Origin of the sequence: Mesorhizobium sp. CA14 (assembly GCF_020165195.1) — a bacterium.
Lineage (GTDB): Bacteria > Pseudomonadota > Alphaproteobacteria > Rhizobiales > Rhizobiaceae > Mesorhizobium.
The window spans coordinates 22,046-35,635 of record NZ_JAIUHR010000031.1 but is presented as its reverse complement, the minus strand read 5'-3'; the positions used below and the strand labels follow the sequence as shown (position 1 = coordinate 35,635).

General features: G+C 63.6%; 14 protein-coding genes. 5 read left to right on the top strand and 9 right to left on the bottom strand.

All coding sequences use genetic code 11. From position 1 onward, the window contains the following. Positions 1-27: 27 nt before the first annotated feature. Together LB565_RS25275 and LB565_RS25270 are read right to left on the bottom strand one after the other, a co-directional pair. Positions 28-321 carry an HlyU family transcriptional regulator gene (locus tag LB565_RS25275; protein ID WP_140640662.1) on the bottom strand — a complete coding sequence of 98 codons (294 nt, stop codon included), beginning with the start codon at positions 319-321 and terminating at the stop codon, positions 28-30. 49 nt (positions 322-370) lie between these two features. Next, entirely contained in the window at positions 371-1,012 is a 642-nt protein-coding gene (locus LB565_RS25270; RefSeq protein ID WP_224588702.1) for a TetR/AcrR family transcriptional regulator, read from the bottom strand. Positions 1,013-1,184: 172 nt separating this feature from the next. Here LB565_RS25270 and LB565_RS25265 point away from each other — a divergent pair, with 172 nt between their 5' ends. Both LB565_RS25265 and LB565_RS25260 read left to right on the top strand, forming a co-directional pair. Continuing rightward, a complete protein-coding gene (locus LB565_RS25265; protein WP_224588701.1) occupies positions 1,185-1,862 on the top strand; it encodes a PspA/IM30 family protein in 678 nt (225 codons plus the stop codon). A 43-nt stretch (positions 1,863-1,905) separates the two neighbouring features. Next, positions 1,906-2,166 (top strand): YiaA/YiaB family inner membrane protein, encoded by a 261-nt coding sequence (locus LB565_RS25260; protein WP_095766630.1) that lies wholly within the window; start codon positions 1,906-1,908, stop codon positions 2,164-2,166. A 79-nt stretch (positions 2,167-2,245) separates the two neighbouring features. Here the strand turns inward: LB565_RS25260 and LB565_RS25255 are convergent, their stop codons facing one another. From LB565_RS25255 to dnaG, 5 genes are all read right to left on the bottom strand, one after another. After that, positions 2,246-2,914: a PadR family transcriptional regulator gene (locus LB565_RS25255; protein WP_224588696.1), complete on the bottom strand. Its 669-nt coding sequence runs from the start codon at positions 2,912-2,914 to the stop codon at positions 2,246-2,248. A gap of 138 nt (positions 2,915-3,052) precedes the next feature. Continuing rightward, positions 3,053-3,433, bottom strand: a complete 381-nt coding sequence (locus LB565_RS25250) for a thiol-disulfide oxidoreductase DCC family protein (protein WP_224588765.1) — start codon at positions 3,431-3,433, stop codon at positions 3,053-3,055. A gap of 60 nt (positions 3,434-3,493) precedes the next feature. Continuing rightward, entirely contained in the window at positions 3,494-3,787 is a 294-nt protein-coding gene (locus tag LB565_RS25245) for a GYD domain-containing protein (RefSeq protein WP_224543093.1), read from the bottom strand. Between the two features lie 209 nt (positions 3,788-3,996). After that, complete coding sequence (gene rpoD, locus LB565_RS25240) at positions 3,997-6,024, bottom strand: RNA polymerase sigma factor RpoD (RefSeq protein ID WP_224588690.1); 2,028 nt, start codon at positions 6,022-6,024, stop codon at positions 3,997-3,999. Positions 6,025-6,443: 419 nt separating this feature from the next. Further along, a complete protein-coding gene (gene dnaG / locus LB565_RS25235) occupies positions 6,444-8,384 on the bottom strand; it encodes a DNA primase (RefSeq protein ID WP_224588689.1) in 1,941 nt (646 codons plus the stop codon). A gap of 442 nt (positions 8,385-8,826) precedes the next feature. Between dnaG and LB565_RS25230 the strand changes: the two genes are divergently transcribed. The 3 genes from LB565_RS25230 to LB565_RS25220 all read left to right on the top strand — a co-directional run bounded on the left by LB565_RS25230 (position 8,827) and on the right by LB565_RS25220 (position 12,105). Next, entirely contained in the window at positions 8,827-10,491 is a 1,665-nt protein-coding gene (locus LB565_RS25230) for a Na/Pi cotransporter family protein (protein ID WP_224588688.1), read from the top strand. A 95-nt stretch (positions 10,492-10,586) separates the two neighbouring features. After that, positions 10,587-10,796, top strand: coding sequence for a DUF2061 domain-containing protein (locus LB565_RS25225; protein ID WP_095766624.1), 210 nt, complete (start codon positions 10,587-10,589; stop codon positions 10,794-10,796). 127 nt (positions 10,797-10,923) lie between these two features. Next, positions 10,924-12,105 carry an MFS transporter gene (locus LB565_RS25220; RefSeq protein ID WP_224588687.1) on the top strand — a complete coding sequence of 394 codons (1,182 nt, stop codon included), beginning with the start codon at positions 10,924-10,926 and terminating at the stop codon, positions 12,103-12,105. A 141-nt stretch (positions 12,106-12,246) separates the two neighbouring features. On the opposite strand, the gene LB565_RS25215 is transcribed toward LB565_RS25220, so the two are convergent. Together LB565_RS25215 and LB565_RS25210 are read right to left on the bottom strand one after the other, a co-directional pair. After that, positions 12,247-12,804, bottom strand: a complete 558-nt coding sequence (locus LB565_RS25215; protein ID WP_224588685.1) for a GNAT family N-acetyltransferase — start codon at positions 12,802-12,804, stop codon at positions 12,247-12,249. 47 nt (positions 12,805-12,851) lie between these two features. Next, positions 12,852-13,562, bottom strand: coding sequence for a DNA helicase (locus LB565_RS25210; RefSeq protein ID WP_224588684.1), 711 nt, complete (start codon positions 13,560-13,562; stop codon positions 12,852-12,854). Positions 13,563-13,590: the final 28 nt, after the last annotated feature.

Below are 13,590 nucleotides of genomic sequence, written 5' to 3'. Positions count from 1 at the left end.
AAGCTGGCCGGCGCAGCCGAAGTACCTTCAGCCGAACATCCGCTCGCCCTGCTCGTCGACGAGCTGGATGCCCTTCTTGATCGAGATGTCGACGGCGTCGTCCAGCCCGGCGAAACGGTCGGCGCGGATGAAGCGGTGCTCTTTCATCACACCGTCCACTTCCTTGGAGACGACGCCGCAGGTCTGGTACTGGCCTTCGGCCTTGTAGGGCGTCGCGCTGATCAGGAATCCCTTGTGCTCGACCTGCTTGGCCGGCTTGGCGGTGCCGGTCTCCGTTGCTTCGCTACCGCCGCCGCCAAAAAGCTTCTTCAGAAAAGACATTTTCAAAACTCCCATTCACGCGGGCACCAAGGATTCGCGGCGCCCGTTGTTACGCAGGCTTTGTGTCAGCATGCGCGAATGCGCCGCCGTGTTCCAGCCCCTTGACGAAAACGCCGACCAGAAGCTCGATCTGATGCCAGATCTCTTCGGCCTGCCTGCTGTCCGAATTCGCCACATAGCCGCTGGTCACGATGCCATGCACGCTTGACCACAAGGTTCGGGCCGCAAGCGCGCGGCGGTCGTCGTCGAGGCCGAAATCGCCTGCCTCGAGCACGCCGGCGACGATGTCGAAGAGTGCGTCGAGCAGCGCGTCATAGGGATCGGGGCCGGGCCGCGTCGCGCGGCGGCGGTTGAAGGCAAGCACCGCCGGCCAACTGCCGGGATGCGCCTCGACAAAGCGCACATAGGCGGCGGCCATCGCCAGGATGCGATGCTGGACATCGGTCACCCCTTGCCTTTCGAGATCGGCCATGGCCGTCAGGCCCGCCGCGCCGAGCCGGTCGAGCAGCCGCATGTTGACGGCGCGGTGCACCTCGTCGAGATCGGCAAAGAGGTTATAGACGGATCCGACGGAAATGCCGGCCTGCTCGGCGATGGTGCGCGCCTTAAGATTGTCGGCCCCGCCCTCGTTGAGCAGCGTCTCGGCAATGGCGAGCACCTTCTCGCTCATCTCTTCCTTATCCAGCGCCATGCTCTTGCCCGTCCTTGTATCCGGAGCCGCTCGTCGGCCCGGATTCATTCCATTTGCCTGCGTTTACCATGTCCGGCACCTCATGAACAGCGTTCAAAATACCTCTTGAACAATGTTCATTTCCTGTTACGTTGAATTTGTGAACAACGTTCACGCAAACAGGGAGAAAACCATGCTTAGCCTGATCAAGACATTGCTGGACGGCGCCAGCGCACGGGCCGAGGACAATCTGAAGGATCGTTTTGCGATCGACCTTCTGGCCCAGCGCATCCGCGACGCGGAGGCGGGACTCGCCGCCGCCAAGCAGACGCTCGCCTCGCTGATCGTGCGCCAGCGTGCCGAGCAGACCAGCCTCGACCAGCTCGACCGCCGCATCGCCGACCTGGAAACCCGTACCCTCAGCGCGCTCTCGGCCAACAACCAGGCGCTTGCCGAAGGCGGCGCTTCCGCAATCGCCGAGCTCGAGAACGAGCGCGAGGTCCGTCGCGCCACCGTCAAAAGCCTGGGCGAGAAGAGTTTGCGGATGCGTCTGTCCGTGGAACAGGCGCATCGCCGCATCATCGATCTCAACCAGGGCATGATCTCGGCCCGGGCGATCGATGCCGAACGCAAGGCGCAGTCGCGCCTCAACCGTTCGATCGGCCGCACCGCGAGCATCAACGAAGCGGAGGAACTGCTGGCCCGCATCAAGGAAAGCAGCGACCCGTTCGAGGAAGCCGGCATCCTCGACGAAATCGACGGCGAATTGCGCCACGAGGCGATCCGTGAGCGCCTCGCCGAAGCAGGTCATGGACCGGCCACCAAGGTGCGCGCCCAGGATGTTCTGGCGCGCCTCAAATCCCTGAACTGAACCCGCAATTTCCCGTGACAGATCAAATCCAAGGAATACGACGATGAATGGCAATCAGACCTACATCCTGTTCAACACCATATCGGTGGGCGCTGCCTATTTCATGCTCGGCCTGTCGCTGTGGCTGGCGCCAGTCGACCTCTCGACGAAAGGTTACTGGGCGATGGGCGTGCTGCTGCTCACCGGCAGCCTGGTGAACCTGGTCAAGTACCGCACCGACGAGCGGATCGCGGCCGAGACCACCGCCAAGATCGAGAAGGCGCGCAATGAGAAGCTGATCAGCGAATATGTCGGCAAGGAATAATCCCCTGCCCTTGCCGATCGCGGACTGAATGCAAAAGCCCGGAGCGATCCGGGCTTTTGGGGCTTCCTATGAGAATGTCCTAGCGACGAGCCAGGGCCTCGATCGCCTCGGCAGCGTCTTCCAGGATGCTGATCGCCTCGGCCTGCTTATCTTCCGGCGCGTCGGCGATGTCGCCCAGCGCGGCGCGCAGCCGGTGGCGCAGCGCGCGGAACCGGTCCCGCGTTTCCGAACGGCCGCGGCGCCCCTCGTCCCTGTCGTCGCCCCAGCCGAACCATTCGCGCGCCGCGGCCATCTTGCGGCCGAAGCGCTCGAGATGGTCGAGCACGCTGTCGATCATCTCGCGGTTCTCTTCGAGATGCGCCCTGCCGGCCTCGGTGATCGAAAACACCTTCTTGTTGCCTTCGCTCGAAGATACCGCATAGCCCGCCTCTTCCAGGAAGGTCAGCGTCGGATAGACCACGCCCGGGCTCGGGCTGTAGATGCCGCTGGTGCGCTCTTCCAGCGCCTTGATGATGTCGTAGCCGTGACGCGGCGCATCGGCCAGCAGCGACAGCGTGATCAGCTTGAGATCGCCGTCGGCCAGCATGCGCCCGGCGCGGAACATGTCGCCCGGGCCGCCGCGTCCCCCGCCCCTGCCGCCACCGAACGGGCCAAAGCCGCCGCCGCTGCGGCCGCCGAATTTGCCGGCCATATGCATGAACATGCGCTCGCCGAAATGGCTGTGTCCGAAGTGACCGTGTTTGTGCATGGATTGCTCCTTGAGTTATATCTTACGATACATCGTACGTAAGGCTGGCCACGTGCGGAGTCAAGATATATCTTAAGATGTATCGCAGCCTTAGCCAAGAGCTGCCCGTTATGCACGGAGAGGGTCGGAGCAAGCTGCCTACCAATGACCCTTGCGGCGGTTCCAGGCATAGAGAAGGTCCGCGAAGTGGTCATAGACAAAGCGCGTCAGGGGCAGCGCGATGGGGTTGCCGAACAAGCTCGCCAGCCATTCCTCGCCCGGCGTGAGCCGCCAAACCGCGATCGCCACATCGGCGCCGACCAGCAGCCGTCCTTCGGCCTCGGTGGCATGCAGGCGCCGGCGAATATCCTCCAGCGAGGCGCCGAAGGCGGAAAGCGACTCAGGTTCGAAATTGATGTCGCGGAATTCGACGTGGCCCGCCTTGATCGCCTCGATGAGCCGCCGCTTCTGCCGGTTGATGCCGGCGTCGCACACCGGACAGCGTGTGTTGTACCAGACGGTCAGCAAAGGCTCAGGCATGGCGTCACTATCGGGAATGCGGCGCGGCTTCGCAACAGCCACGCCGCTCCCTTCAGCCAGTTACCCGAGCGAGCTGATGATCTCGCGGTAGGCGAATTCCGGAAACGCCTTCATCGTCCGCGTTTTGACATTGCCGCCTGACGCCAACATCAGCGCGAAGCGGGCAAGCACCGCATCGTCCGGCGCTTCGACGACGGCGACCATGTCGCATTCGCCCATGGTCAGATAGAACGACTTGAACGATCCGCCCATTTCCCCCAGCAGCTTCTTGGCGGCATCGAGCCGTTTCGGCGATTCCCGCACATTCTTGGCGCCGAGCTCAGTCCAGTTGATAAGCACGATGTAGGTTGTCATGGCACACCTCCCACCGGGAGCCACGGAGCGCGACGCCTGGCCGCTGCGACCGGCGCCGGGGCAGGCATCCGGCTTGTCGCCCATAAATGCATCCGACGCTGGATTATCCTCCTGTCGGGCAAACCCGGCAAGGCGGCATGAGAGGCAGCCGAAAAACGCAAAAAGGGCGCCCTAGGCGCCCTTTCGATCTTCGTATGATTGCGTTCCGCTCAGCTGTCGAGGAAGCTTCTCAGCTTGCGTGACCTGCTCGGATGCTTGAGCTTGCGCAGCGCCTTGGCTTCGATCTGGCGGATACGCTCGCGCGTCACCGAGAATTGCTGGCCGACTTCCTCCAGCGTGTGATCGGTGTTCATGCCGATGCCGAAGCGCATGCGCAGGACGCGTTCCTCGCGTGGCGTCAGCGAGGCGAGCACCCGTGTCGTCGTCTCGCGCAGATTGGCCTGGATCGCCGCGTCGATCGGCAGGATCGCCATCTTGTCCTCGATGAAGTCGCCGAGATGCGAATCCTCCTCGTCGCCCACAGGCGTTTCGAGCGAGATCGGCTCCTTGGCGATCTTCAGCACCTTGCGCACTTTCTCGAGCGGCATGGCGAGCTTCTCGGCCAACTCCTCCGGCGTCGGCTCGCGGCCGATCTCGTGCAGCATCTGGCGCGAGGTGCGCACGATCTTGTTGATCGTCTCGATCATGTGCACCGGAATGCGGATGGTGCGCGCCTGGTCCGCGATCGAGCGGGTGATGGCTTGCCTGATCCACCAGGTCGCGTAGGTCGAGAACTTGTAGCCGCGGCGGTACTCGAATTTGTCGACGGCCTTCATCAGGCCGATATTGCCTTCCTGGATGAGATCCAGGAACTGCAGACCGCGGTTGGTGTATTTCTTGGCGATGGAGATGACCAGGCGAAGGTTCGCCTCGACCATTTCCTTCTTGGCGATCGCGGCCTCGCGCTCGCCCTTTTGCACCTGATTGACGATCTTGCGGAATTCCAAGATCGAGATCGCCGTTTCGGTGGCGAGGTTCTGGATCTCGGCGCGCAGTTCCTTGATCGTGTCCTTCTCGTTCTTGGTGAATTCCTTCCAGCCGCGCGAGGTCAGGTTGGCGATCGAACGGGTCCAGTTCGGATCGAGCTCCGAACCCTGATACTCCTTGAGGAATTCCTCGCGGCGCACGCCATAGCTTTCGGCGAGGCGCAAAAGCTTGCCCTCGTTCTGCACCAGGCGCTTGTTGATGTCGTAGAGCTGCTCGACCAGCGCCTCGATGCGCGCGGCATTGAGCGACAGCGACTTCACCGCCTTGATCAGCTGGTCCTTCAGCTCCTTCAGGCGGCGGTCCTGGCTGGGCGAGAGCGTGCCGGCAGCGGCCAGGCGGTTCTCGACCTGCTGGTCCTGCAGCTTGCGGAGCTTCTTGTAGGTGTCGGCGATGACGTCGAGCGTCTCCATCACCTGAGGGCGCAGTTCCGCTTCCATCGCGGCCAGCGACAGGCTCGCCTCGTCCTCGTCGTCTTCCTCTTCCTCCAGCCCGCGCGTGTCGCCGCCGACATTGGTGATGTCGTCTTCTTCCTCGCGAGCCGCCACGCGGCCGCGCGGCTTCTCCTCGGGCTTGGCCGCTTCCTCGACGCGTTCGACCACAGGCGCCTGCTTGGCCTCGGGGCCGGCATAGGTCGCCTCGAGGTCGATGATCTCGCGCAGCAGAATCTTGGATTCGTTGAGCTCGTCGCGCCAGATAATGATGGCCTGGAAGGTCAGCGGGCTTTCGCACAGGCCCGCGATCATCGTTTCGCGGCCGGCCTCGATGCGCTTGGCAATCGCGATTTCGCCCTCGCGCGACAGAAGCTCCACCGAGCCCATCTCGCGCAGATACATGCGCACCGGGTCGTCGGTGCGGTCGGTCGGCTCTTTCTTGGTGGTCGTGGTTGCGACGGCGGTGCCGGTCTGCTCGGCAAGCTCGTTGGCGTCTTCCTCGGCGTCGGCGGCCGGCTCGGCTTCGGTCTCCTCGCCCACCTCGTCGTCCTCGACGACGTTGATGCCCATGTCACTGAGCATCGCATTGATGTCTTCGATGCGGTCCGGATCCGTCTCTTCCGAGGGCAGCACCGCGTTGAGCTCGTCGAGCGTGACATAGCCGCGTTTCTTCGCGGCTTTGATCATCTTCTTGACAGCATCGTCGGAAAGGTCGAGCAGAGGGCCATCGGTGGCGCCTTCGCGTTCGGTCTCGACCTCTTCCTTTTCCTTAGTCGCCATTCTTTGTCGTCTCCAAGCGGCCGCTATCGAGGCCGCGTAAACTGTCGGACCGGTTTGCCGGATGTGCGCCGGAACGCTTTCTACCGGTCCGGCAACCGCGTCATCTCTTTTTGTTTGTGCATGTCGCCCAAAACCGGCTTTCCACCTTTGGGCGACATGCATTAAGTCCAGCTTAACCGTGATATCTGGAGCAGGCACTTTGCCTGTCCAGCCATCACCAGTACCTCACATCGCTCAAATTTCCCGCCGACGCCGGGGCACGGTTAACGTTTCGAATCGTCCTGATTCCGCCAATCTGCCAGAAGGTCAAGCGCCTCTGGCATGATTCGCATGAAAAAAGCGAATCAATTACCCGACTTAGAGGCGTCGATTCGACGCGCTGCGCATTTCATTTCACTTTCAATGGGTGGTGTTCGGCCTCAAACGCGGCCAACCCTGCCCGATGAAACGCCGAACCCTTCGATCAGCGCTTCCGTTGCCTGCACATCATTGAATTGCGCTTGAATCTCGACGAGATGCCGGAAGTTTTCGTCCGAAGGGTCTGCATCGAGCGCCGCCTGCGCCTGTTTCAGCTCTCTATGTAATGTGCGGGCGCTACGCTGCAAGTGCATCGCCTGGTTGAAGGCGTCGCGGGCGTCGTCGAGCGCCGCGGTTTCGAGCGCCGGCCATTGCCGCGCGCGCTTGATCAATTCCACCGCCCGCTCCCAGATGCTGCTGCATCCGGCGCGCTCGATGGTGGCGATGACCGCGCCGCGCTCGTCGGCCGCGTCATGCGCCATGGCGTCGAGAATGGCCGCGTGCAGCTTGCGCAAATCCGAATTGGCGAGGTCGAGGAATTCGACATGGGCGAAGTTCTCGTCGATCAGTGCCGGATGGTTGACCAGCGCCACGATAATCGTCGCCTCGCGCACCGACATGCCCTCGCCGGCCCGCTTGACCAGCGCCGAGCGGCCCAGGCTTTCGGTGATCGCGGCGCGCCCGCCGGCCGCCCCACCTTTCGCGAACTGCCCGCCGGGCACCGGCGTCTTGCCCTGCCCCGGCTTCCAATCCTGACGGCCTTGCCGAACACTCCGCTGGGAGCCGAAAAAGTTCCGCTCCCGCTCGTCCATTGTCTGCTGATAGTAATAACGCACGCTCTCGTCGCGGATGCGGCCGGTCAACTCCCGTAGCCTTTTCCGCAACTCAGCTCGCCGCTCCGGCGTGTCGAAGACACCGCCTGCCGTCTCGCGCATCCATAACAGTTCGTCCAGCGGCCGCGCATCGGCAAGCACGGCGCGGAACGCGTCTGGCCCTTCGGCCTTGACCAGATCGTCGGGATCCTTGCCTTCCGGCAGCAACGCAAAGCGCGCCCGGCGGTCGGTCTGCGCCGACGGGAGCGCGAGATCGGCTGCCCGCCATGCCGCCTTCAGCCCGGCCTGGTCGCCGTCGAAGCAAAGCACCGGCTCGGGCGCCATGCGCCACAGAAGTTCCAGCTGGTTTTCGGTGAGCGCGGTGCCGAGCGGCGCCACGGCATTCTCGAAGCCGGCCTGCGCCAGCGCGATCACATCCATATAGCCTTCGACGGCGATCACCGTGCCGCCTTTCGCGATCGCCCTGCGGGCGCGGGCGAAATTGTAGAGCACGTTGCCCTTGTGGAAGAGCTCGGTCTCCGGCGAGTTCATGTATTTGGCCAAGGCATCGGGCGCCAGCGCCCGTCCGCCGAAGGCGATGATCTTGCCGCGCGAATCGGGGATCGGAAACATGATGCGGTCGCGGAACCAGTCATAGGAGACCGGAATGTCGTCGCCGTGCCGCACCAGGCCGCAGGCCTCGATATCGGCCTTCGGCACGCCCTTGGCGGCAAGATGTTCCTTGAGCGCGTTGCGGCTGTCGGGCGCATAGCCCAGCCGGAACGATTGCTGCGTCGCCGGCGTCAGCCCGCGGTCGCGCAGATACGCGCGGGCTTTGGCACCCTCGGCGCTCTGCAGCCGCTCCTGGAAGAAGGCGGTCGCCATTTCCATGACGTCGGTCAGGCTGGCGCGTTCCTTCTCGCGCCGCTCCTGCGCTTCGTCCCGCACCGGCATCGGCACGCCGGCCATTTCGGCGATCTTCTCGACCGCCTCGGGGAAACTCATACCGTCGAGCTCGGTGAGGAATTTGAAGTGATCGCCCGAAACCGAACAGCCGAAGCAGTGGTAACGGCCCTTCTTGTCCTCGCAATGGAAGGACGGGCTCTTCTCGCCATGGAACGGACAGCAGGCCCAGTAGTCGCCGCGCGACGCGTTGGTCTTCTTCCTGTCCCACGCGACGCGCGTGCCGATGACCTGCGAAATCGGCACACGGTCGCGTATCTCGTCGAGGAAGGCGGGCGGAAAGCGCATCGGGGAAACTCGTTTGCCCTCCATATAATCAAGCCGCCCGGCAACGGCGACTCTGGTTGGCCCATCGTACCCGCTTTTCACAGACGAAAAGAAGCCGGCCTGGTGACCGCCTTCTGAATTTCCGGATTGTCGCGGATTACCGCGCGGTGACCGCGCCGAAGATGAATAGTTTCCGAGGCTTGCGCCGGCCGCCTCAACAACGCTTCGGATCGCCCTGGCCACGCGGCCTGGCGTCGGCCGCTATGAGGCGAAGCGCGGCCGCCAGGCGCATGCAACCAATGCTTCCTCCATTCATTTCCGACATGCGCCGTCGAGCCGAGACGATCATCGCATCAGAAAAATCTATTATTCGGCTAATCTTAACTGGTATATTTCCACTCGTTGAAATGACTAAGATTCGTACCCCTCTCCGCACCGCCGGTGCCAACTCGCGAGTTCGGCTGTGAGCGGCTCTGTCGTCCTCCTGCACCTTGCCGGCGCGGTGGCGCTGATGCTGTTCGCCACCCGCATGGTGAAGACGGGGGTCGAGCGCGCCTATGGCGACGTGCTGCGACACAGGCTGCGCGCCACCATGCGCAATCCGATCATGGCGGTGCTGGCCGGCTGTGGGCTGGCGGTCGCGCTGCAGAGCTCGACGGCGGTGACGCTGCTAGTCGGCTCCTTCGCCGGAGCCGGCATCGTTTCGGGCGCCGCCGGGCAATTGGCAGTGCGCGGTGCCGAGATCGGTTCGGCGCTGGTGGCCAAGCTGCTCACCTTCGACCTCACGCTTCTGGTGCCGCTCTGCCTGATCGCCGGCACGGTCATGTTCATGGCGACCGAGCGGCGCGACTGGCGGCAGGTGGGCCGCATCCTGATCGGCGTCGGCCTGCTGATCCTGTCGCTGGAGATGATCGGCCAGGCGTCGGAGCCATTGCGCAACAGCCAGTTGATGCCGCTGATCATCAATTATTTCTCGGGTGATTCCATCACCACCTATCTGTTGGCCGCGCTGGTTACCTGGCTGTTCCAGTCGAGCATCGCCGCGGTGCTCTTGATGGCGACGCTGGCGGGCCGGGGGCTGATCACCCCGGAGCTCGGCGTGGTCCTGGTGCTCGGCGTCAACCTTGGCTCGTCGATGATTGCGCCGATGCTGACGCGGTCGGCACCGCCGGAGGTGCGCATCGTGCCGATAGGCAATCTTTTGATGCGCGGCCTCGGCTCGCTGATCATGCTGGTCCTGATCATGACCTTCAAGCCGGACGTCGCCTTCCTCGGCAAGACCGCGCCGGATCAGATCGTCAACGCCCATATCCTGTTCAACGTGCTGATCCTGCTCGCCGGACTGCCGCTGGCCGGCCTCGTCTACCGCGCTTCCGAAAAGATCGTGGCGCTGGGCAGCAAGCCTCAACCGGCCGCCGCGCTCGAGGTCGTGGAGCTCTCGGCGCTGAACGAGAGCGCCCTCGACACGCCGAGCCAGGCGCTGGCCAACGCGACGCGCGAGGTGGTGCGGGTCTGCGAGACGGTCGAGATCATGCTGAAGCGCATCATCGAACTCTACGAGGATGCCGATCCCGCCAAGATCAAGGCGCTTGCCGCGCTCGACGACCGCGTCGACAGGAAGCACGCCGCGATCAAGCTCTACCTCGCCAAGATCACCAGGAATCCGCTGACCGAGGACGAGGCGTTGCGGTGCCAGGAGCTGATCGGCGCCTGCGTCAAGCTGGAGCAGGTCGGCGACATCATCGTGCGCAACATGCTGGTGCATGTCAGGAAGAAGCTGGAGCGTGGCCTGGAATTCACGCCTGAAGGCTGGCAGGAGCTCTGTGCCTTCCATTCCTCGGTGCTGGCCAACGCCCGCCTTGCCTTCAACGTTCTGGTCTCGCGCGACCCGGAAACCGCCAGGCAATTGGTTCTGGAGAAGGACCTTCTGCGCGAGCGCGAGAAGGAAACCAGCGCCAGCCATTTCCAGCGCCTGCGCGAAGGCACCGCTAAAAGCGTCGAGACGAGCTCGATCCACCTCGACACCATCCGCGACCTGAAGCAGATCAACTCGCTGCTTGCCTCTATCGCCTATCCGGTGCTCGAAGAGCGCGGCCTGCTCGGCGGCTCGCGGCTGAAGGCGAGCTGAGGCGAGCGGGACCTTCCGAAAAAATAAGTCTTTGCTCATCCTCGCTTCCGTCGGCTAAGGATCGCCTGTGGACCTGTTGGGAGGAAAATCCGTCGATGGACACGCATTCGCGCAGCTTCGCCAAGGCGCTTTCATGGCGCGCCACCGGCACGATCGACACGATGATCATCTCCCTGGTGGTCACCGGCAGCATCAAGCTCGCGGCCACGATCGGGCTCACCGAGGTCGTCACCAAGTCGCTGCTTTACTATCTCCATGAGCGGGCCTGGCTGAAGATCCCGTACGGACGCAAAACAGCCGCGTAGTCGGAGCGACGGGCCGGCTTCGAACGGTCCCGTCAAGAAAAGCTAAAGCGCCATCGCCAATTTCTGCATTGCCGCAACCGTCCGAGCGTGGTTTGAGGCCATACATTCCTAGCATATGTTTTGAACCATGCTGCCCCTGATTGCCCTTTTCCTTGCCGCCTTTGCCTTCGGCACCACCGAATTCGTCATTGCCGGCGTTCTGCCGGAGGTGGCGCAGGGCCTCGGCGTTTCGGTGCCGACCGCCGGCTACCTCGTCTCCGGCTATGCCTGCGGCATCGCCATCGGCGGCCCGCTGCTGGCGCTCGCCACCGCCAAAGTCGCGCGCAAGACGCTGCTGATCGGGCTCACGATCGCCTTCACCCTCGGCCAGGTGGCCTGCGCCCTGGCGCCCGACTTCACCTCGATGCTTCTGCTGCGTATCGCCACCGCTGTGGCGCATGGCTGCTATTTCGGCGTCGCCATGGTGGTTGCGGTCAGCCTGGTGCGCGAGGACCAGCGCGGCCGGGCAGTCGCGGTCATTCTCTCGGGGTTGACGGTTTCCAATGTCATCGGCGTGCCCGCCGGCACCGCGATCGGCAGCCTGTGGGGCTGGCGCGCGACCTTCTGGGTGATGGGCGCGCTGGGCATCATCGCGATTGTCGCCATGCTGGCGCTGTTGCCGCGCAGGGCGGGCGCCGCGAACCGGCCTGCCGGGCTGGCGCGCGAAGTTCGTGTGCTCGGCCGCCAACAGGTCTGGACGTCGCTGATCCTGATGTTGATGTTGATGATCGGCCAGTTTGCGCTGTTCACCTACATCACGCCGATGCTGCTCGAAGTGACCGGCCTCGACGAGAGCCTGATCCCGTGGGTGCTTTTGCTCAACGGCGTCGGCGCCACGATCGGCGTTCTGGTCGGCGGCAAGCTCGCCGACTGGAAGCTGATGCCCTCGCTTATCGTCATGCTCGCCCTGCAGGCGGTGGCGCTCGGCGTCATCCATCTCGTCAGCCCCTACCCCGTGTCGATGATCGCGGCAATCGTCATCTGGGGCGGTCTCAATTTCGCCATCGGCGCGCCGATCCAGACGCGCATTCTCGCCTGGACGGCCGATGCCTCCAACCTCGCTTCCTCGCTGATCCCATCCGGCTTCAACGTCGGCATCGCGCTCGCTGCCTCACTGGGCGCGGCGATGCTCAATGCCGGCTATGGCTATCGCAGCCTACCACTCGCCGGCGCCTTGGCCATGCTGGTGGCAGTGGTAGTGGCTGTCGGCTCGCAAGCCTGGGAGTGGCGCAGCCGCGCGACCCCGCCGCTGCCGGCGGCGGCCGAATAACGGATCGTACGCCTTAGACCTTCCCGCGCGACGGCTCATGAACCCCGCAAGGATGGAACTCAGGCTTTGAAGGCCTTCCTTCAACCGTTCGCGGTTGGGCATAGCGCCAGGCCCAGCGAGTAACCGCCGAACCGCTTCGATCTAAAGATCGATCCGGTATCTGAGGCTTTCCGCGCCGCCATAGGCGGCGACCTTGGCGAAGCGGCCGACAAGGATGCCGCCATTGGCGAGGATCACCTTCTGGGATGCAAGATTGCCGAGGTCCGTGGTGATCTCGACATGGTCCAGGCCCACGGCTCTCGCCTCGTCGAGCATCAGCCGCAACGCTTCGGTGGCGTAACCGCGCCCTTCCTTCCACGGCACCACCGCGTAGCCGATATGGCCAAGCACGTGCGGCGGCAGCGCCGATGTGCCTCTTTGCCAGCGCAGCCCTATCGAACCGACAACCTCGCCATCCCAGATCCAGCGCCGAAAGCCAGGCAGGCGCGGCACGGTTGTCCCGTCAGGAAACGGGATGGGCGGCCCCTTGGCCTCGGGATCGTCGAGACCGGCAAGAAAGGCAACCGGATCCTGTTCGATCGCCTCCAGCTGTTCGCGCGTCGCTTCGAGGAGCCGCACATTGTCGGGTGACCACCCGCGCTCGAGCGCCGCCTTGTAGGACGGCAAATGTTCGAGCGCGGGTTTGACGATCTCGATCATGTTTCGTTTCCCTGTCGAGACTGGCATGGAAGCGGCACGGGCCGCTCTCAAGTCGCCTGGAACTGGATTTCGCCCTTGCTGAGGAAACAGGCCTTGTCGAACAGCGACAGGTCGAGCGGATTCGGCAGCCGGATATCTTCTATATCCGGGAACGGTTTCCGGGCGGGATCATATGATCTGTCGACCTGGGAGATGAAGACCAGCACCAGTCCCCGTTCCCGGGCAAACGATTTCAAGGCGCGGATCTGGACCATGAGCTCGGGATTCTCGCGCTTCTGGTCGAGCAGTTGCAGATAGTCGATCACCGCGAGCGTGCCGCGCGGCGCCGACCGCAATGCCTCGATGATGTAGGCGGCGCTGATGGCGTCGGAATTGTCGAAGGTGAACAGGCGGTCGAAATCGGCGGGGTCGACGCCGATGTCACGGAACCTGCTCAAGATGTCGGCGTGTACATATTCCAGGGTGAAGAATACGGCGCGACTGCCTTGCTTCATGGCCGCCACGGCAAGTTCGAGGCTCATCAGCGTCTTGCCATGACCCGGCCGCGCCGCCACGAGCACCATGTCGCCGGGCATCAGCCGCGCCAGCAGCCTGTCGCCGGGCGCAGCCTTGGCGGCCTTGGCCGCAAGCAGGCTCCAGGTGGCAAAACCTTCCTTGGCGGCAACGACGTCGAGCGCTTGATGGAGCGGGACATTTTCCCGGCGGGACAGGAGCCTCGCCTGGCGCTTCAGATAATAGACGGGTGCGGAAAGCCGCATCGAAAAACCTCCTGCCGCGAGCAGTCTT

Coding starts and splice junctions, on each gene's coding strand:
- LB565_RS25250 (WP_224588765.1), bottom strand. CDS start 3,433: ATGCCTGAGCCTTTGCTGACCGTCTGGTACAACACACGCTGTCCGGTG.
- LB565_RS25215 (WP_224588685.1), bottom strand. CDS start 12,804: ATGATCGAGATCGTCAAACCCGCGCTCGAACATTTGCCGTCCTACAAG.
- LB565_RS25245 (WP_224543093.1), bottom strand. CDS start 3,787: ATGACAACCTACATCGTGCTTATCAACTGGACTGAGCTCGGCGCCAAG.
- LB565_RS25275 (WP_140640662.1), bottom strand. CDS start 321: ATGTCTTTTCTGAAGAAGCTTTTTGGCGGCGGCGGTAGCGAAGCAACG.
- LB565_RS25260 (WP_095766630.1), top strand. CDS start 1,906: ATGAATGGCAATCAGACCTACATCCTGTTCAACACCATATCGGTGGGC.
- LB565_RS25265 (WP_224588701.1), top strand. CDS start 1,185: ATGCTTAGCCTGATCAAGACATTGCTGGACGGCGCCAGCGCACGGGCC.
- LB565_RS25270 (WP_224588702.1), bottom strand. CDS start 1,012: ATGGCGCTGGATAAGGAAGAGATGAGCGAGAAGGTGCTCGCCATTGCC.
- LB565_RS25225 (WP_095766624.1), top strand. CDS start 10,587: ATGGACACGCATTCGCGCAGCTTCGCCAAGGCGCTTTCATGGCGCGCC.
- LB565_RS25255 (WP_224588696.1), bottom strand. CDS start 2,914: ATGCACAAACACGGTCACTTCGGACACAGCCATTTCGGCGAGCGCATG.
- rpoD (WP_224588690.1), bottom strand. CDS start 6,024: ATGGCGACTAAGGAAAAGGAAGAGGTCGAGACCGAACGCGAAGGCGCC.
- LB565_RS25220 (WP_224588687.1), top strand. CDS start 10,924: ATGCTGCCCCTGATTGCCCTTTTCCTTGCCGCCTTTGCCTTCGGCACC.
- LB565_RS25210 (WP_224588684.1), bottom strand. CDS start 13,562: ATGCGGCTTTCCGCACCCGTCTATTATCTGAAGCGCCAGGCGAGGCTC.
- dnaG (WP_224588689.1), bottom strand. CDS start 8,384: ATGCGCTTTCCGCCCGCCTTCCTCGACGAGATACGCGACCGTGTGCCG.